Below are 20,693 nucleotides of genomic sequence, written 5' to 3'. Positions count from 1 at the left end.
AGCCGGAGCCGTTCTAAGAGCCTGAATCAAAAAGCGATACAGGCGACTTCTGGAACAGGCTCTAAGTCCGCGTATCCGTCAGTTCGTCGGCCAAATCGTTGAAGTTCTTCTGTGCGTCGCGCATCATCGGATAGACGATGAGAGCCTGCTCATAGGCTTTTAGTGCCTGTTCCTTGAGGCCGCGCAAGCGCAAGATGGCCGCCATGCCGGTCAGGGCGCCATAATGGCGCGGTTCCAGCTCCAGGGTACGATTGATATCGTACATGGCGTGGGCGTAGTCTTTTTGCAGAAAATAGACCGTAGCGCGGCGATTCCAGGCCTCCGCATATTCCGGGTCGAGCGCGATCGCTTCATTCAGGAAGTCGATTGCCGAGGGATAACGCCGCTCGAGCATCGCCGCATTAGCCCATTGCATCAGGAGATCGACTGTTGCGCTGCCTGACTGCGACCACAGCGTATTGATCTGTGAAGCAATGCGCCGCGCCTTGGCTTCGTCCGTTGTACGGCGAAGATCGGCAAAGAGCTTGTCGAGACGCTCTTCAGGCGTCTGGGCGGTCGCTGGTGCGGGCTTTTCGGGGGCAGGTTTCTGTTCGCTGTCGGGACCGGTTTGAACGGGTGTCAGAGGTGCGGTGAGCGGTATTTTGCCGGGTGCCACTTCGGCATAAGCAAGCGGCACCGTCGTACCAAGCGACGCGAGCACAGAAAAAGAAACCAGACATGCAAAAACGTTCCGCATGCGCATAGATTTTACCATGCGCAGCGAAACGTCAAATGCAAAATCAGAAATAAGATTAGCCCTGACGAGCCTTGTAGCGCGGGGCGGTCTTATTGATGATGTAAACGCGGCCCTTGCGGCGGACCAGCTGGCAGTCACGATGACGGCCCTTGAGCGCTTTAAGCGAGTTCTTGATCTTCATGTCAATCACCGGTCTTGTTGGCCCGTTGACGTGCAGATGCCGCGGGGCTTCATAAAAACAGGCGCTCGAGGCGCCAATTGATTACAGGCACTGTTAGATGCCCGAAGGGTTGGCCGAAATACACAAGGTTTCAGGCAAATGTCAACTCCTGAGCCGCAGATTCAGGGCACTGGAGCTGAAATTCTTGGCAGGTGGCAAAGATTCATCGGGAATCGACGGGATTCCCGATGAACATTATTTCCCGCAGGGGTGAATGCGCGTCACATGGCCCATTTTGCGGCCCGGACGTGCTTCCTTTTTACCGTAAAGATGCAGCACGGCATCCTTTTCAGAGAGAATCGCTGGCACCTTCTCGACATCGTCGCCGATCAGGTTTTCCATCACGCAATCCGAATGCCGGTCGGTGTTACCCAAAGGCAGACCGGCGATGGCGCGGATATGCTGTTCGAATTGCGAAATGGCGCAGGCCGCTTCCGTCCAGTGGCCCGAATTATGGACACGCGGGGCGAATTCGTTTGCCAGTAGCGTGCCATCCTTCAGGACGAAGAACTCAAGTCCGAGCACACCGACATAATCAAGCCCGTTCAGAAGCTTTGCAGCGGCCTTGCGGGCTGCTTCTGCCGTGTTTTTGGAAACGGCAGCCGGTACGGTCGAAGTCGCAAGGATGCCGTCCTTGTGAACGTTTTCGGCAATATCGAAGATTGCGACATTGCCGGAGCGGTCACGTGCTGCGATCACCGAAACTTCGCGCTCGAAATCGACGAAGCCTTCGAGGATGGCCGGGGCACGATTGATCGCGAGAATCGCCTTGTGAGCTTCGGACTCGTCGAGTGATGTCAGGCGGACCTGTCCCTTGCCGTCATAACCAAGACGCCGCGTTTTCAGGATGCCGCGCTCGCCAAGTGCGCCCAGAGCTGCAATCAGGGTCTCTTCATCGTCCACAAGACGCCAGGGTGCCGTCTCGATGTCGCTGGAGTTGAGGAACTGCTTTTCCGTAAAGCGATCCTGCGAGACTTCAAGCGCTGCCGGGGGAGGAAAGACCAGAGCGATTTCGGCCAGCCTGTCGGCAGCGCTGACCGGCACGTTCTCGAACTCGTAGGTAATGACGTCGGACGCTGCTGCAAGTTCTGCAAGCGCTTTCGGATCGTCATAGGCGGCAATGATCTGGCGATTGGCAACCTGTGCTGCCGGGCAATCGGCCTGTGGCTCCAGGATCACCGTTTCAAAACCGAGACGTGCTGCGGCCATGGCAAGCATTCTGCCGAGCTGACCGCCGCCGATGATGCCGATCGTTGCACCGGGCCGGAGTGCAGAATTGAGTGCGGAGTTGTTCATATCAGGCCTCGTTTGAAGGGCGCTCAGCCACGCTTTCCGTTTGCGCAGTGCGCCATTCATCGAGGCGGGCTGCAAGCGCCTCATCGTAAAGCGCCAGAACGGCGGCGGCGAGAAGGGCGGCGTTGACCGCACCGGCGCGACCGATGGCGAGCGTGCCGACGGGAATGCCAGCTGGCATCTGCACGATGGAGAGGAGCGAATCCTGACCCGAAAGGGCCTTGGACTGGACCGGAACGCCGAAGACAGGCAGCGGTGTCATGGCTGCAGCCATGCCGGGCAGGTGAGCCGCGCCGCCCGCACCTGCGATAACGACCTTGAACCCTTCCGCCTTGGCGCCTTTGGCAAAGGCAACGAGCCGGTCAGGCGTGCGATGCGCGGAAACGATCCGGGCATCGAAGGAAATGCCGAGTGCTTCCAGTGTGTCCGCTGCATGGCGCATGGTTTCCCAGTCGGACTGGCTTCCCATGATGATGGCGACATCGGCAGTAACGCTCATTGATCTTCCTGCTCCGCTTCTTTCGTGCATGTTTCGGGTGATATTAAAATGATAAAGCCGGGCGAACCCCGGCTCTGTCATCGATCATTATGGACATTCAGGCGATGATGTCGGGGATCACCCGATCTTCCATCTCCTGCAGCTTGTCCTTGATTGCGAGTTTTTTCTTCTTCATGCGCTGGACGCGCAATTGGTCGCAGCCAACCGCTATCATGGCGTTTATGGCAGCATCGAAATCCGCGTGTTCCTGTTTCAGTCGTGCGACGGCCAATCTGATTTCGGCCTGTTCCTGATCGGACATGCGGTGCCCCGTTCTGTTGAATAGTTTTACGGGCCGCGCCAAACCATAAAAGGTGCGGCGTCAGCCCGTTTCCGGCGAAGCCCTTATCACATTTTTCGCGTCAGGAAAATGCTACCACGACAAAATCGACTTTGCACCAAACTCATGCCAAACTGTCATGGTTCTGTCATGGACGGCGGCTGTCGAAGGCGACAAATATACCGTATCCCTGGCAGCCGGGACTGCGTGTTTGGCCCGGAATACAGGAGGTGTGCCGGGCGTTCATGCAGGTTGAATGACGGGATAGCGGGTAAACGGACAAACGAGGTCTGCGCTGTTCCGTAAATAAGGGAAATCAACCAAAGGAGATCTGATGATGGCTATCGAGTCCCATCTTGCCACGCTCGAAAAAAAGCACGGCGCTCTGGAGCAGGAAATTTCCGAAGCCATAGCGTCACCGGCAATGGACGACCTGCACGTTGCATCTCTCAAGCGCAAGAAGCTTATGCTCAAGGACCAGATTGAAAAACTGAGATCCCAGGTAACACGTCACTAACAGGGAAGCCGCGCTTAGATCGCGGTTTGATAAGGCGTCTCAAGCCATCGACATTGGAGACCGAACGGCTCTGGCGAGCTGGTATTTCTTTGTCGTGAATGCAGTTTGCATTCCAAAGCGAAGATGCCAAAATTCAGCATTGGCGGCTGTGACACAGCCGCCGAACATATTGATTCAACTATTTAACCGGCTCTATTTATCGACGGTCATTTTCAGCGCCCGTCACCCTTCTGTCTCAGCTCTTGGATCGAGGTTCAGCGCTTCCGGTGTTGCTCCACGTTCGGAAGGCATGCTCTTGAACTGGTCTTTCTCTTCTTTCGGGACGGATGCACGCTTGCGGGAACGGAACAACGCATAGCCGGTGATGGAAATATGCGCGAGCATGGTGATGGCGAAGAGGCCGGATGGCCAGAAAATATCCATGGCTGCTGCTGCCAGCAGTGGTCCGAGCATAGTGCCGAAGCCGTAAAGCAGCAAAAGCCCGCTCGATACTTTCACAAAGCTTTCCGATGTCGCATGATCGTTGGCGTGGGCGACGGCAACGGGATAGAGTGCATAGGCAAGTGCGCCATAGCATCCGGTCATCGTAATGATGACAGGGCCGCTGGATGGAGAGACGAGGAAGGCGATGAGGCCAACCAGTGCCGCCAGCGCCGCAACGCTTGCCAGAACGAAACGCCGGTCGACCAGATCGGAAATGCGTCCGATCGGAATCTGCATCAAGGCACCAGCTGCAATGGTGACACTGACCATCAAGGCGATTTCGGTGGTAGAAATGCCGGACTTCGCACCGAAGACAGCTCCGAGCGTACCCCAGGCGCCATTGGCGATGCCGATCAGGATGCAACCTACGAAAGCTGCAGGTGAGTTATTGTAGAGCGCCTTGAGATCAAGCTGCACTTCCGTCAGTGGCTTGGGGCTGACGGCTGTGGAGATCGCGGTCGGGATGAGAGCCAGGCAGAAGAATATGCCGCTTATCATGAACAGATGATCGGAGCGTACGTCGCCTGCTGCTACCAGCATCTGGCCGGACATGGTGGCTCCGTAGTTGACCATCATGTACATGCCGAAAATCTTGCCGCGCGATTCGTTGGTCGCACGCTCATTCAACCAGCTTTCAATGACCATGAAGGCGCCAGCCATCGAAAAGCCGGTGAAGGCGCGCAGGATCACCCAGATCGTGGCATCCACGAAGATGCCGGAAAGCAGGGCGATGACCGCAGCTGATGCGGCAAAGCAACCGAATGCCCGTACATGACCGACGCGGCGCACAAGACGCGGTGCGAACAGACAACCGGCAACGAAGCCGCCTGCCCAGGTCGTGCCGAGCATGCCGAGCGATGCCACTGAGAAACCTTCCACACCGCCGCGCAGCGGCAATAGAAGACCGTGAAGTCCCGAAGCTATGAGAAGGAAGGCTGTGCCGCAGAGGAGGGCCAGAACCTGAATGTAAATGCGCAAAACTCTATTCCCGAAGTCTGAAGCCGAATTGTCAGTGCTGAGGCTGATGAGTGATCGCTGAGATCAATGATTGTTGTTCCTAAAGCGCGTCGCCCGGAAATGGTTCCGGCTGCGTGCTCCGGTATCCATTTCCGTTGACGACCCCATTCCTATCGAAACAATGCTTCTGCCGCAGCGCGGCTATCGCCCTTCTTGAGGCGTTCTGTCTTCAATCGCTCTATTTCGGATTGCAGCAGGGCTATGCGCTGGTCGATCTCGATGACCGAAAGCAGCGATAGCTCCTCTTCGCTTAGCGCCACGCTGTTGCGGGGCTTTACCACATCCTCATCGAAACCGCTCATAGCCGTCCTCCGTGGTCAATGATGGCTCAGAAAAGATTTAACACCTTGAATCGTCGCATATATATTTGAGAAAATCGATGACGATTTCCCTAACGTGACGTCTTGCATCCGCCGTGCGGCATTTCTGCGACGATGCGTAGGGCCAGAAATCTGAATGGAGTTTTGAATATGATGGCCGACTTGCCTTCCCAGATGACTGCTATCGAAATCTCCGAACCGGGCGGAGCCCATATGCTTCGACCCGTTCAGCGCTCGGTGCCTGAACCCAAGGAAGGTGAAATTCTGGTGCGGGTACGCGCCGCCGGGGTTAACCGACCGGACGTCCTGCAGCGACAGGGACAATATGCGCCGCCACCCGGCGCATCGGATATTCCGGGACTGGAGATTGCCGGTGACATTGTTGCCATGGGCAGCGGGGTCAAGCGGTTCAAGACCGGCGATCAGGTGGTCGCACTGCTGGCGGGCGGCGGCTACGCTGAATATGCCGTCGCGCATGAAACCAACGCACTGCCCTTGCCTGCCGGCTATGGCTACATCGAAGCGGCGGCGATCCCTGAAACTTTCTTCACCGTCTGGCACAATGTGTTCGAGCGCGGCGGGCTGAGGAAGGGCGAGGTTTTTCTGGTTCACGGCGGCTCGTCCGGTATCGGCACGACGGCTATCCAGCTTGCAAAGGCATTTGGTGCGACCGTCATTGCAACGGCGGGCTCGAAAGAAAAATGCGAAGCCTGCCTGAAACTCGGAGCAGATCGCGCCATCAATTACGGGCAAGAGGATTTTGTCGAGGTCGTAAAGGAAGTGACCAGGGGCAAAGGCGCCAATGTGATTCTCGATATGGTCGGCGGCGATTATGTTGACCGCAATTACAAGGCTGCAGCCGAGGATGGCCGCATCGTGCAGATTGCTTTTCTCAACGGCGCGAAGGCCACGGCCAATTTCGCAATATTGATGACCAAGCGTCTGACCCATACCGGCTCCACGCTGCGTCCGCGACCGGTTGACTTCAAGGCTGGCATTGCGCGGGAACTGGAGACAAAAGTCTGGCCGCTTCTGGCGCAACGACGCGTCGCGCCGGTGATGGACATGATCTTTTCGCTGAAAGATGCCTGGCGTGCGCATGAACGCATGGAGGAGGGAAGGCATATTGGCAAGATTGTGCTCGATATCGCTTAAGCTTCAGAGCCATTCTTGCTCTGGCGACAAAAAAACGATATATAGGCCGTGATTTCCCGGAAATTGTGGTTTTGCCCACGTCCCGCGCCACCGGAGCGGACGAACAGAAGGATTATATCTAATGGCCACCCAGCTTCTTATGCCGAAGGCAACGGCCGTTTGGCTTGTCGATAATACGGCGCTGTCTTTTGACCAGATTGCCGCTTTCTGCAAGCTGCACCCGCTGGAAGTGAAGGCTATTGCCGACGGTGAAGCCTCTCAGGGCATCAAGGGTCTGGACCCGGTCATCACGGGTCAGATTTCGCGCGAAGAGATCGCGAAGGGTGAAAAAGATCCATATTATCGCCTGAAGCTTTCCGAACCGAAGGTTCGCGTGCCGGAAGCCAAGCGCAAGGGCCCGCGTTACACGCCGCTTTCCAAGCGTCAGGATCGCCCGAATGCGATTCTCTGGCTGGTGCGCAATCACCCCGAGCTGAAGGATGCCCAAGTTTCACGTCTGATCGGTACGACCAAGTCGACCATCGAACAGATTCGCAATCGTTCGCACTGGAACTCGGCAAATCTGACGGCGATGGACCCGGTAACGCTTGGCCTTTGCTCGCAGATCGATCTCGACATCGAAGTCGAACGCGCCTCCCGCAACCGTCCGGCAACACCGGAATCGGATAGCACTTTGCTGCCAGCCTCCGCGACCGAGAATTTCGACTATCGTGACGAACAGCCTGCAGAAGAAGAGCTCGACGCGGACAAGGTTTTCGCCAAGCTCTCTTCGCTCAAGAGCTCGACGCCGGACGAAGAAGAAGAAGAATAGTCGGGACGGGAAACCGTTTTACCGAGATGCAAAAAAGCCCGGCTTCATAGCCGGGCTTTTTTGTTGGCTCAAGCTGCGGCCTTGCTTCCGGCAATGGGTGTTGTGGCAATCGAGTTTTTCAAGGCATCAGCAGAGCGTCCTGCCACGCCTTGTTAAGAAAAGCGCCGATCTGATCCAGTCTGATCGAAACGCGCTCTAATCGGATCAAGATAAGAAATCAGCCTGTGGTTGATATACCGGTATGAGCACTTCGCATTTTCAGGCGCACGCACCCTGCCCCCCCCCCCCCCCCAACATCTGCGCAATATAAAAGAGAATTATAATATAAATAGATATTTTATAAGTATAAGTAAAATATAATAGAGCTTAAACGGCTTTTTAAGGCATTGACTGCTAGCATCCTTTGATGAAATAACAGGATTATTTTAAAAATAGTGACCATGATTCCGACTTTTATTATGAGCTGGAAAATGATGTTTCACTATATTGTTGATTAGAGATGTCTTTTTTGCGCGTTGCAACGCGCTTTGCCAAGGGGCCTTACGGCATGAACGATTGCTGCTTTGCTGGAAAATTCCGCGACGAGAACACCCGGACCCTCGTTTCTCGGGAAGCTCGGAACGAGATGTCGATGCGCGGAATTGAACTTACCCCTTGGAGGCGCGCTTTTGCCTTGGGGCAGACGGGCAGGGTAGCGGGAAGCGGGGTAGAGCGTGGCGGCAGTCTTTTGGCGCAGGTGGCGCTGGTCCTGGCGCTCTCCGTATCCGGTCTGGCGTTAAGCAGCCATCGGGCGGCAGCGACGGACTATACGACTGGGGTGAAGAATACGAACCTGAATGCCGGTGACACCATTACTACGACGGCTGACGGTGCCGATGGGTTTCGAGTTGATAATGGGACTACGATCACTGCTCCTGGCAATAACAAAATCACGACAGGCGGGGTGGACGCTTGGGGCTTGTATGCAAGGGGGGCCAATTCCGTTCTGAATGCCACTGACGTCACTGTAATAACGACGGGTTCATCAAGTACAGCTGCTGGCGCACGTAGTGGAGGCAAGACGATCGTTACTGGCGGTACATTTACTGTCTCTGGAGCGGATGCTTATGCTGGATTCGCAGACAACGGTACCCTAAATCTAACGAATGTTGTGATCAATTCTCAAAGTACTACGGGCGGTGGAGGGGTACTGTCTTCTCAGGCGGCGGGGGTGGCCAACTTAAATAAGGTTACCATCAGTACAACTGGCAATACAGCCTACGGTGTCCGTGTGAATAATGCCGGTAGCCTGACTTTATCCAATGGCAGCTCTATCACGACAGCAGGTGCCTATGGTGCTTATGGTGAAGAAGGGGTGCTGACAATTCAAGACAGCACTATCACCACAGGTGCTGCAACCGCAGTCTATTATACTGGCAAGAATGCGGGCTCCTCCCTTTCGATCACCGGTGCCACTACCAAGATTACGGCTACCGGGGCAGATGCTGTGGTTATTGCAGGTGGTAAAGCTGCAACAATCGGTGATGGTGTCACGATTACTGCTAAGTCCGATGGCAAGAGAGGTGTCACTGTAAGCGGCGGTGGGCAACTTACAATTGGTAGCGCGACCGTTTCGACGGAAGGCACGAGCGGCTTTGGCCTTTATGCGACCGGAGCAGGCAGTTCAATCACTGCCACCGGAACGCAGATTGAAACAAAGGCGACGGGGGCAGCTAGGGCACAAGCAGTCGTGGTTAACTCTGGGGCCAGCATTACTCTCAAAAACGTCACTATCTCGACTGTGTCCGGTAATGGACATGGTATCTGGATCAAGGATGCTGGCTCAAGCGTTACGATGGACGCGTCGACTTCGATATCCACGACGGGGGCGTCCGCTTATGGTGTTCTCGTGGAAAATGGTGCCACCGAAACATTCACGGGCGGAAGTACCACTACTGCCCTGCCGGGAACCATGTCAATTTTGGGTGATAACTCGGCTGCATTCGGGACATATGGCACTGACGCAAAAATTACATTCGACGGAATAAATTTCGCCACCGCGTCTGCCATCACGCTCGGAGCCAATGCATGGACGGTGATTGCAGGCAATAATGGGGCGGTCGAATTCAAAGGCACCACTGCGGCAACAGACACCAGGCTGCTTGCTCAAGCTTCAGGCACGCTTTCATTCACCGGGGCGGCTACGGCGGCCGGTGCACGGGTCAAGACTGACGGAGCGAACAGTGCGTTTGATATAAGCGGCAGTACGCGTACCACCGATTTTTCGATAGGCTCGCTGGAGGGAACAACCGGTAAAGTCGTTCTGGGCGCAAATATGCTCACGATCGACGGTTCTGCGTCGACAAGTTACGGCGGTATTATTTCCGGCACAGGTGGATTGACGCGCGCCGGCACTGGCACGATCACGCTGACGGGAGCAAATACCTATTCAGGCGGAACGACTTTAAAAGGTGGTGTTCTCTCCGTTGTTACCGACTCCGCCCTCGGGGCGACGACAGGTGGACTGACGTTCAATGGCGGTACGCTTCAGATTACCGGGACGACGTATACCTCAACGGCTCGCGGTATCACATGGGGTGCAGGCGGTGGTACGCTGGACATAAATGCAGCGGGCAATACTTTCACTGTTGCCCAGAATCTTGGCGCGGGCGGTGCTCTGACCAAGATTGGTGCTGGCACATTGGTTCTGTCTGGAACCAATCAATATACGGGTGGCACGAGTATCAATGGCGGCACGCTGGTTGCCGGTTCGAATGGTAATCTTGGCGCCGTCTCTGGCGGTCTGAACTTCAACGGCGGCACGCTGCGTCTTTCGTCCGCCTTCGACAATGCGCGCGCCGTGACGCTTGGCGCTGGCGGCGGCACGATCGAAACGGTCACTGGCAGCAGCACTTTTTCAGGCGTGATCAGTGGCGCTGGCAAGCTGACGAAGACGGGCGCGGGCACGATGATTCTGACCGGCGCTGACAGCGCGACGGGGCTGACGACAGTTACCGCAGGCGTGTTGCAGATCGGCGGTGGTGGCACAACGGGTTCGATAGCAAGCAATATAGCCAATAGCGGTTCGGTGGTTTTCAATCGCTCCAATGATTTGGCTTATGCTGGCGTGATCAGCGGCGGCGGCTCCCTCACCAAATCGGGTGCCGGAACGCTGACGCTTACGGGCGATAGCACCTATACGGGCGCAACAACGATTTCCGCGGGCACTCTGCAAGTCGGCAATGGCGGTACGACTGGCTGGCTTGCCAGCAACGCGGTCACGAACAACGGTGCATTGAACTTTAACCGCAGCGACAACAAGACCTATTCCGGCAGCATCAGTGGTACTGGCTCGGTGGTCAAGAGTGGAACCGGTACGCTCATTCTCGACGGTACGAACAGCTATTCCGGCGGGACGACCATCAGCGGTGGCACACTGCAGGTCGCCAGCGATGCCAAGCTTGGTGCGACAACCGGCAAGGTGACACTGGATGGCGGCACGCTCAGCCTTGCAGGTACGATTACATCCGCACGCGCATTCAGCATCACCAGCAACAACGGCACGATCGATACGGGTGCCGATGCGGATACGCTCAGCGGTGTTGTAAGCGGTGCAGGCAAGCTGACCAAAACGGGCAGCGGAACGCTGGTTCTGACGGGCGCCAATACTTACAGTGGTGGCACGACAATTTCCGCAGGTACATTGCAGCTCGGTAGCGGGGCGGCTGCTGGATCGATCACGGGAAATGTTGTCAACAACGCAACTCTGGCGTTCAACCGCAGCGACTCAAGCACATTCTCAGGAGTGATCAGCGGTTCCGGTACACTGAAACAAAGCGGCACTGGCACTACAATTCTGACTGGTGCAAACACCTATACCGGCAATACTGTGATTGAGCGTGGTGTGCTGCAGGTTGGCAACGGCACCGCAACCGGCGCCATATCCGATAATGTCACCAACAGCGGCACTCTGGCGTTCGATCGTTCCGATTCCTACACGTACTCTGGCACAATCACCGGCACAGGTTCGTTGAAGCAAAGCGGTGCTGGCACACTCATTCTGACGGGTGCAAACACCTTTACTGGTCTAACGACGATTGAAAGCGGTACGCTGCAGCTCGGTGCCGGTAGTACGGGCGGAAGTCTGAGTGGTGACATCCTGAACAAATCGGCGCTTGTCGTGGATCGTTCGGATGATTTTTCCTTTGGCAATAAGATCAGTGGTTCGGGTACGTTTGATAAACGCGGTGCGGGCAAGCTGACAGTCACCGGCGACAATGATTATTCGGGTAAGACGACCATTTCGGCGGGTACGCTTCAGATTGGCAATGGCGGTGGCACCGGCTCCATTAACGGTGATATTGTCAACAACAGTAAATTGATTGTCGACCGCAGCAATAATATTGATTTCACCCATGTCCTGAGCGGCACAGGTATTCTGGAAAAGAAGGGTACGGGTAACCTTACTGTTAGCGGAGACAATTCGGACTTCTCTGGCGCCACGACGGTGAGCGCCGGTGGGCTTGTCGTTGACGGGCAACTCGGTACGGGAACTGTTACGGTTGCGAGCGGTGCATCGCTTGGCGGTACGGGCACCATCGGCGGCGATACCACGATCAACAGTGGCGGCATACTTGTAGGGACGCAAGAATCACAGCTTACATTCCAAAAAAATCTCACGCTTGCTTCGGGAGGTGTGCTGAATGTGTCCTACGGCATAGCAGATACAAGTACGGCTGCACTGTTCACGGTTGGCGGCAATCTCACCTTGAACGACAATATCGTGAATATCAGCTCTCTCGGTGGTTTCGGTCCTGGCGAGTACAAGTTGTTCAGCGTAACCGGAACATATACCGGAACATTGCAAGTGGGTACTCTTCCGCAAGATGTAGCGGCTGGAGATATTACATTCAATTACGATACCAATGATATCCATCTTACGAATTCTGCAGGAATGGACCTTGGTTACTGGGATGGTTCTGTCGTAAGCAGTGGCGCATCGCTGACCGGCGGCGATGGTACATGGGACGCGGCGACAACAAACTGGACAAATGAAAATGGCGGCCTGCATTCTGGGTGGAACGCTGCTCACTATGCTATCTTCTCCGGTCAAGCGGGCACGGTAACGGTCAGCGGCGCTGTTACAACGGCAGGTATGCAATTTGTAACCAGCCACTATACAGTCACGGGGGACGGGCTGACGCTTGATAGTGGCTCTACTGATGCGCCGATCATCCGCGTGGGCACTGGTGTCACGGGGAACACCGTCGCTACCATTGAATCTGTTCTTTCCGGCACAAATGGCATGGAAAAAACCGATCTGGGTACTCTGATACTCGCGGCAGATAATGATTACACGGGCCAGACGACCATTCAGGCTGGCACGCTTCAGCTTGGAAATGCGGGAACGACCGGCAGTGTCCTCGGAGACATCGAGATAGGAAAGTCGGACGAGGACGAGGATGCCATCCTCGCGATCAATCATACTAACAGTTTTACGCTCGGCAATACAATCTCTGGTCGCGGAAAGCTGGTGCAGCAAGGCAGTGGAGCAACCACACTCACCGGAACCAACACCTATAGCGGTGGGACGGATATTCTGGGCGGCAGTCTGATCGTTACTGCCGAGAATAATCTGGGTGATGTTGCAGGTGCCGTCAATATCAATGGCGGCACACTCGAGTTTGGCGCAAATCTGTCATCGACGCGAGGTTATACGATTGGCGCTTCTGGCGGCACTATCAATACAGGCACTTTTACCGACACGATCACAGGTGTCATTGGCGGCACCGGGCAATTCAACAAGTTGGGCACGGGAACACTTGTTCTAGGCGGTGACAATACGTTCACCGGCAATTTGCATGTGAATGCTGGCACCTTGCAGATCAGCGATAATAGCAATCTGGGAAATCCCGATAGTCATTTGTATGTCAAGGATGCGACGTTGCAGTTTGGTGATGCTTTCATCATGACGCACGACCTGACGCTTGACGGCACCGGGGCGACAATTGATACGAAAGGGAATGACAATTCGATTTCGGGCGTGATCGACGGAGGCAAGCTTACCAAGACCGGTTCCGGCACACTTACTCTAACCGGCACCAACACTTATACCGGCGATACCGAAATTGATGGCGGTACGCTGGCGGTTTTTGAAGATGCGAACTTTGGCCAGGATGTCAGCAACAGCATTATCATCGGTGATGCGACCCTGCGTCTGGATGAGAGCTTCGATACCGCGCGTGGCATCAAACTCACCAATGCCAACAGCACGATTGATGTTTTTGATGACGGCATCAATACGCTCACTGGAAAGCTGACCGGAACCGGCGCCTTGAACAAGGCTGGAACGGGTACTCTGGTTCTTGGCGGAACCAATGACTATCAAGGTGGAACCGACATCAAGGCGGGTATCCTGCAGATTTCGGATGATGCCAATCTTGGTCTAGCTACGGGAGCCGTCAAGATTGAAACTGAAGCCGAACTGCAGTTCAGCCAGGGCGTGACGAGCGCCAGAGGCATTACACTGGGAACAACGGGCTCCACCATTGATACTATGGCGGGTACCAGCACACTGAACGGTGTCGTCGGTGGTGGCGAATTGCACAAGTCCGGCGCCGGCACGCTCGTTCTTGCAGGGACCAATACCTATAAGGGTACGTTCCTTGACGGCGGTATCGTCCAGATCAGCAAAGATGCAAATCTTGGTGCAGTCAGTGGGACGGTCACTTTCAACGGTGGAACACTACAGTTGTCCGCTGACGTTGCGACTGCAAGAGCCATGACGATCAACGAAGCGGGAGGAGTGATCGACACCCAGGGCAATACCGGCACACTTGATGGTATCATCTCCGGCGCTGGCGAACTGATTAAAGATGGCTCTGGAACACTCGTTCTGACAAATGCCGGCAATTCCTACAGCGGCAACACCTTCATCAAGGCGGGTACGTTCCGTCTCAGCGGTGCTGGCTGGATAACGGGGGATGTCAAAAATGATGGCACTCTCGAATTTAGCAGCGGTGCAGATCAAGAGTTTGCGGGAGTCATTTCCGGAACGGGTTCGGTCGTTCAATCGGGAACGGGTACCACCATCACCCTTTCCGGTCAAAACGCCTATAGTGGCGGCACCTCGATCACAGCCGGCACGCTTGCCATCAGCGAAGATGACAATCTGGGCACCGGTGGGCTGACGATTGCCAATAATGCGACCCTCCAGTTAACGGATTCCTTCGCGTTCAGCCATGCTGTTACTCTCAATGCCGGTGGTACGATCGACACCGGAACAAACAGCAACACGCTTGCTGCTGTTGTCTCCGGTACCGGTGGTCTGACGAAGACAGGTAGCGGCACGCTTACGCTGTCCGGGACCAACACCTATGCTGGCGGCACGACGATCAACGACGGTATTCTGCAGATCAGTGCCGATGCCAATCTTGGTGCGGCGAGCGGTTCTGTCACCATGGCTGGCGGCACCACGCTTGATCTTGCGAACAGTGTTACAATGGACCGCGCTTTCACGCTGAACGGGGATGCGACGATCCAGGCCGATGAGGGAACATCGACGATCAGCAAGGTGATCAGCGGCGATGGCGGCCTCACGAAGACGGGTGAAGGCACGCTGGTACTTGACAGCGTCAACACCTATAAGGGCAATACATCTATAAATGACGGTGTGCTGCAGGTTGGCAGCGATGACAATCTGGGCGATGCATCGAGCAAACTCTCCTTCAATGGTGGCGAGCTTCAGATCACTGGCAGCGGTTTCAAGTCGGATCGCGATGTTACCCTCCAGGCCGGGGGTGGCACAATCGACACCTTGCTGACCAGTCCAGAGCTGTCGGGCAACATTACCGGTACGGGCGGACTGACCAAAATCGGCGCAGGCAAGCTTACGCTTTCGGGAACCAATACCTATAGTGGTGGAACATCCATTGCGCAGGGAACATTGCAGATCGGCAGCGATGACGGTCTGAGTGGTACTATTGCTGGCAATATCGAAAATAGCGGTACTCTGATCTTCAACCGCGATACACTGACCTATGGAGGTGATATCTCTGGAAGCGGGAAACTGGAGCAGGCTGGTGTAGGAACGACAGTTCTGACAGGTTCCGTAAACCTCGACGGCGGTACGACCATTGATAATGGCGGAACGTTGCAGATTGGCGACGGAACCACAAATGGTGCTCTCGCAGGTGATGTAACGAACAACGGCACGCTCGCTTTCGACGCCGCCGCCAATACCAATATTGATTTCAGCAATGTCTTAAGCGGTAACGGCGTGCTCGAGCAGAAAGGTGCGGGCTCATCGACGCTTACAGGTGACAGCAGTGGTTTCGAAGGGACAACGAATGTTACCGCTGGAAGTCTCTATGTGAACGGCACCCTTGGCAGCGCAGCATCGACAGTTACTGTCGCAACGGGTGGAACTCTTGCCGGCAGCGGCACGATCGGTGGCAATACCACAGTGGCGGGAACGCTGAAGGGGCAGGACGGTGCGACACTGACCTTCGGTGGTGGTCTGACCATGCAGGCAGGCAGCACGATAGCAGTTGCCTACGGAGCTCCCAACAGCAACAGCAACGGTCTGTTCAATGTTCAAGGTGCGCTTGCCTTGAACGGCAGTACCGTCGATATCGAGGATTTTGGCGGTTTCGGTCCTGGGTCTTATCGCCTGTTCGATTATCAGAATGGATATACCAAAACTGGCACAGGGCTGACGATAGGCACTGTTCCCGGTGGCCAGTCATCCGATGCCCATATTGTTTATGACGACGACAACAAGCAGATAAACATTATGAATGCAGCTGGTGCCGTGCTGAATACCTGGAAAGGTGGCAACGGAACATGGAACCAGACGGATATCAGTTGGCATGATGCAACCGATTCAGATATTACAGGCACCTGGAATAACTACGAGTTTGCCATTTTCGGTGACACGCCGGGAACAGTAGCTGTCGATGCAGGTATTCAGGCCTCCGGTATGCAGTTCCAGGTGGATGGGTATAGCCTTACCGGCACAAATCCTATCACACTTGCTCACGACCCGAACGCTCCGTCGCCTGACAAACCCATCATTCGTGTAGGGGATGCAACCGAAGCCGGCAAGACCATGACGGCCACGATTGCAGCGCCGATTGCTGGTACCGAAGGCTTGCAGAAAACCGACTATGGCACTCTGGTACTGACGGGTGCCAACACCTATAGCGGTGGAACAGATGTTTTACAGGGCTCGCTGGAGCTCGGCAACGGTGGCACTATAGACACGGTTGGGGGTGTTTCCGTCGATGCAAATGGACCGGACAAGGCAACATTTGCAGTCAACAAGACTGGAACATTCACCTTCGGTGGCGTGATCTCAGGCGCCGGTCAGTTTGCGCAAAAAGGCACGGGCGAAACTGTTCTTAACCAGGCTAATACCTACAGCGGCGGTACATCGATCACGGCGGGAACGCTTTCGGTTAGTGCTGAAAACAACCTCGGCGATGTCAGTGGTCAGGTTACTATTGATGGCGGGACGCTCAAGTACAGCCAGGGCTTTTCCAGTACCCGCGCCATTGCTCTCGGCGCAGGTAACGGTACGATCGAAACCGATGACACGGCCAATGACACGACTGTCAACAGTGCCGTTTCCGGTACTGGTGGTCTGACGAAGAGCGGGGCTGGAACACTGGTTCTGGCCAAGGACAACACTTATGCTGGCGGTACGACCATAGCCGGTGGTACGCTTCAGCTTGGCAATGGTGGGACAAGCGGCAAAATCCAGGGCAATGTCGATACCGGTGCGGATGCAAGCAACAAGGGCACGCTTGTCTTCAACATGTCGGATAATCCGATTTTTTCGGGAACGATTAGCGGTTTTGGTGATGTCGAACAGTCCGGCAGTGACACGCTGACATTGAAAGGCACCAACACCTATAGCGGTGGCACCACAATCAACAGCGGAACGCTGGCGGTTTCTGCTGACGCGAATATGGGTAATAAAAGCGGTTCTCTGACAATCAAGAATGGCACATTGCAGAATACCGCGCAGTTTACGATGAGCCGTGATGTGGTTCTGGATGACGCTGCAGCGACATTCCAGAATGATGCAGACCTGACATTGGCCGGTAAGATGACCGGAACTACGGATTGGACCAAGGACGGAAGCGGCAAGCTGATCATCAATGGTGACGCAAGTGCCGCTACCGGAATTGCGTCTGTCAACAACGGCTATCTGCAGGTCGACAGTGAACTGGGCGGCAATGTCAATCTCGTCAACAGCACAGCCGGAGTTGGCGGTGCTGGCAAGATCGATGGCAATGTCGATGTGGCAAGCGGAACGCTCTACGGTAAAGGCGGGCAGACACTGACTATCGGAGGTGACCTGACTCTCGCCGCCAATAGCACAACCAGCGTCCAGTGGGGCAGCGTGTCCCAGCAGGCTGCTTTCCATGTGGATGGCAATCTGACGATGGATGGCACCCTCGATGTGGTCAATACTGGTGGTTTCGGTCCAGGGACCTACAAACTGTTCACCTATGATGGCACCCTGACGGATGATGGCCTTTCGTTCGGTACCGTACCGGGTGGACAGGCGGCGAAGGACCGTATGTCGGTCGTGACCGCCTATACTGGCTCAGTCTATATCGTGAACACCTATGGCGCAAAGGTTCAGTACTGGAACGGGGAAGGGACTATCGCCGATATCGAAAGTGGTAACATTGTCGGAGGTGATGGTACCTGGAGCGCGACCAATAAAAACTGGTCCGACGATAAGGCCAGTGTGCTTGCGCCTTTCGATGATGGCTCATTCGCTTTCTTCGGTGGCAAAAAGGGTAATGTCACTGTCGATGACACTGCTGGACAGGTTAACACGGCCGGTATGCGCTTCGTTGTCGATGGTTATGTGATTAATGGCGGCTCTCTCAACCTGACGAGCACGACGGGAGCGCCGATCATTGCGGTTGGCGATGGAACCGTCGATGGTGTCGCGATGACTGCAACCATCGGCTCTGTGCTCACCGGCAACCAGGGTCTCGATAAAACCGAACTCGGCAAACTGATCCTTACCGGACAGAACACCTATACCGGCGGAACAACCGTCAGCAACGGTGTGCTCCAGCTTGGTGACGGAACCAATTCGGGTGACATAAAAGGTGACGTGACAGTTGCCAATGATGTTAACGGAGAGGGAACGTTGTCCTTCAAGCAGGGGAGTGACTACAATTTCGCCGGAAATATTGCCGGCGGCGGCAAGGTCACTCAGGACGGTGCGAATACAATTCTGACGTTGAGCGGAAACAACAGCTTCAGCGGCGGGCTGACGGTCAACAGCGGTACCGTAAAGGCGGGCAGTGACAATGCTTTCGGCACCGGGGTCCTGACTGTCGGGGATAATGGCAAAGTAGATCTCGGAAGTACCAGCAACACGGTTGGCGGTCTCAGTGGGGCCGGAGCGGTCAACATTGGCTCAGGAACCTTCACCGTCAATGAAGCTACGGACTCGACCTATAGCGGCGTATTGTCCGGCACTGGCAGCTTCACCAAATCCGGTGCGGCTGACCTGACGCTCACTGGTTCCAACCAGTATACCGGTGCAACGCTTGTCAAGCAGGGGACGCTGGCGCAGGGAAGCCAAGGTGCATTCAGTTCGGCATCGGCCTATACGACGACGCGCAACGGGACGCTGGATATTGGCGGGTACGATACGACTGTGGTCTCCCTCGACAATGGTGGCACTGTTACTCTGAGTGACATGACAGCCGGAACCACTTTGACGGTAGCTGGTAACTACACCGGCTCCAATGGCACCCTCGTCATCAACACGGTGCTTGGTGACGACAACTCCAAGACCGATAGATTGAAGGTTGCTGGTGACACCTCAGGCACTACCAATCTGCAAGTGGTCAATCGTGGTGGGCTTGGTGGCCAGACGGTTAACGGTATCGAAGTTGTCGATGTCGCCGGGCAGTCTAATGGTACCTTCTCGCTTGTCAGCGATTACACAACCAAGGATAACAAGAAGGCTATCTGGGCTGGCGCCTATGCCTATACGCTGCAGCAAGGATCGGGCAGCGGTAACAAGGATGGCAACTGGTATCTCGTGAGCCGTTATGGTGATACGGAACCAAACAACCCAGACAACAATGGTCCCCGTTATGGCGCTGGCGTGCCGGTCTATCAGGGGTACGGCCAGAACATGCAGGCCTTGAACAAGTTGCCGACCTTGCAGGAACGTGTGGGCAACCGGTACTGGACGGGCGAGAATGGCGACGGCCAGACGAACGGCGCCATGGTCGACGGAAATGGCATCTGGGCGCGTATCGAAGGAGCGCATAACCGGCTTGAACCGCAAAGCGTCACCGGCATGAAGCAGGACATCAATACCTTCATCATGCAGGCAGGCGTTGACGGTCAGTTCTACGAGGATGACAACGGAAAACTGGTTGCTGGCATCACCGGGCAGTACGGTACGGCCCATGGCAATACCAGCTCGTTCTTCGGTGACGGCTATACCGACACGCGGGCCTGGAGCCTTGGTGCAACAGCGACCTGGTATGGCAACAATGGCTTCTATGTAGACACGCAGGGCCAGCTTACCTGGTTCGATAATGACCTGTCTTCCGATGACATGAATTCGGCACTGGCTACCGGCGCGAAGGCTTTCGGTTATGCCATGAGTGTGGAAGCAGGCCAGCGTGTCGCCATTGATGATCATTGGTCGCTGACGCCGCAGGCGCAGCTGATGTGGTCGTCGCTGGATGCGGACGCTTTCCAGGACATTATGGGCAACCGGGTCGGCCTCGACAATTCAAACAGCCTGACGGCGCGTCTTGGCCTTGCTGCAAACTACCGCAACGACTGGACGGGTGAAGACGGCCTCATGGTCAACACCTCGGTCTATGGTGTCGCCAACCTTTACCAGTCCTTCCTTGGCGGAATGCGTATCAACGTGGCCGGTGTTGATATCGACACCGACAATGACAAGACCTGGGCAGGCATCGGCGCCGGTGGCACCTATGCATGGGCGGACCAGAAATACGCCGTCTATGGTGAGGGCTCGATCAACACCTCGCTCAATCACTTCGCTGACAGCTATGCTCTTAAGGCAACCGTCGGCTTCAAGTTGAAGTGGTAAGACCCAGGCTTGGGCTACGAGCTCTGCAATCTGAGGCTCCCGAAACTCCAATGGAGGACTGGGAGCCTCACTTTGAATGCCAGAAAGGAAAGACCGATGGCGACCTTTGTTGACGCGGGAGATGACCTTATCCGGTCCGAGCCGTTCGTCGATCTGAGGTGGCGGCCTGGCACGCGCCTGACCATATCCAAGATTTGTACTGCCGGCATTTGCCCCTCTGATCGAGG

At 55.5% G+C, this 20,693-nt stretch carries 11 protein-coding genes; 4 read left to right on the top strand and 7 right to left on the bottom strand.

Going from position 1 to position 20,693, the window contains the following annotated elements; genetic code table 11:
* Positions 1–61: 61 nt before the first annotated feature.
* The 5 genes from AC1RHM_RS20320 to AC1RHM_RS20300 all read right to left on the bottom strand — a co-directional run bounded on the left by AC1RHM_RS20320 (position 62) and on the right by AC1RHM_RS20300 (position 3,049).
* On the bottom strand, positions 62–754 hold the full coding sequence (locus AC1RHM_RS20320; RefSeq protein ID WP_010661423.1) for a tetratricopeptide repeat protein: 693 nt from the start codon (positions 752–754) through the stop codon (positions 62–64).
* Positions 755–791: 37 nt separating this feature from the next.
* Positions 792–917: a type B 50S ribosomal protein L36 gene (ykgO, locus tag AC1RHM_RS20315; protein WP_010661422.1), complete on the bottom strand. Its 126-nt coding sequence runs from the start codon at positions 915–917 to the stop codon at positions 792–794.
* Between the two features lie 234 nt (positions 918–1,151).
* Positions 1,152–2,252, bottom strand: a complete 1,101-nt coding sequence (locus tag AC1RHM_RS20310) for a 5-(carboxyamino)imidazole ribonucleotide synthase (RefSeq protein WP_010661421.1) — start codon at positions 2,250–2,252, stop codon at positions 1,152–1,154.
* Position 2,253: 1 nt separating this feature from the next.
* The gene (gene purE, locus AC1RHM_RS20305; protein WP_010661420.1) at positions 2,254–2,748 is read right to left on the bottom strand and encodes a 5-(carboxyamino)imidazole ribonucleotide mutase; all 495 of its coding nucleotides are present in this window, start codon (positions 2,746–2,748) and stop codon (positions 2,254–2,256) included.
* Positions 2,749–2,845: 97 nt separating this feature from the next.
* Positions 2,846–3,049 carry a YdcH family protein gene (locus tag AC1RHM_RS20300; RefSeq protein WP_006471281.1) on the bottom strand — a complete coding sequence of 68 codons (204 nt, stop codon included), beginning with the start codon at positions 3,047–3,049 and terminating at the stop codon, positions 2,846–2,848.
* A 352-nt stretch (positions 3,050–3,401) separates the two neighbouring features.
* On the opposite strand from AC1RHM_RS20300, the gene AC1RHM_RS20295 reads away from it, so the two are divergent.
* A complete protein-coding gene (locus tag AC1RHM_RS20295) occupies positions 3,402–3,584 on the top strand; it encodes a YdcH family protein (RefSeq protein ID WP_012091308.1) in 183 nt (60 codons plus the stop codon).
* A gap of 222 nt (positions 3,585–3,806) precedes the next feature.
* On the opposite strand, the gene AC1RHM_RS20290 is transcribed toward AC1RHM_RS20295, so the two are convergent.
* Positions 3,807–5,045, bottom strand: a complete 1,239-nt coding sequence (locus AC1RHM_RS20290) for an MFS transporter (protein ID WP_010661418.1) — start codon at positions 5,043–5,045, stop codon at positions 3,807–3,809.
* A 149-nt stretch (positions 5,046–5,194) separates the two neighbouring features.
* Positions 5,195–5,386, bottom strand: coding sequence for a DUF1192 family protein (locus tag AC1RHM_RS20285; RefSeq protein WP_010661417.1), 192 nt, complete (start codon positions 5,384–5,386; stop codon positions 5,195–5,197).
* A gap of 168 nt (positions 5,387–5,554) precedes the next feature.
* Here AC1RHM_RS20285 and AC1RHM_RS20280 point away from each other — a divergent pair, with 168 nt between their 5' ends.
* From AC1RHM_RS20280 to AC1RHM_RS20270, 3 genes are all read left to right on the top strand, one after another.
* On the top strand, positions 5,555–6,559 hold the full coding sequence (locus AC1RHM_RS20280) for an NAD(P)H-quinone oxidoreductase (protein WP_029376277.1): 1,005 nt from the start codon (positions 5,555–5,557) through the stop codon (positions 6,557–6,559).
* 121 nt (positions 6,560–6,680) lie between these two features.
* The gene (locus tag AC1RHM_RS20275; protein ID WP_010661415.1) at positions 6,681–7,370 is read left to right on the top strand and encodes a DUF1013 domain-containing protein; all 690 of its coding nucleotides are present in this window, start codon (positions 6,681–6,683) and stop codon (positions 7,368–7,370) included.
* A 631-nt stretch (positions 7,371–8,001) separates the two neighbouring features.
* On the top strand, positions 8,002–20,466 hold the full coding sequence (locus AC1RHM_RS20270) for an autotransporter-associated beta strand repeat-containing protein (protein ID WP_166943191.1): 12,465 nt from the start codon (positions 8,002–8,004) through the stop codon (positions 20,464–20,466).
* Positions 20,467–20,693: the final 227 nt, after the last annotated feature.

It is taken from the genome of Brucella sp. GW823-FHT04E01 (assembly GCF_058796175.1).
The sequence above is the reverse complement of the archived record's forward strand: the minus strand, read 5'-3'. Positions and strand labels throughout refer to the sequence as shown.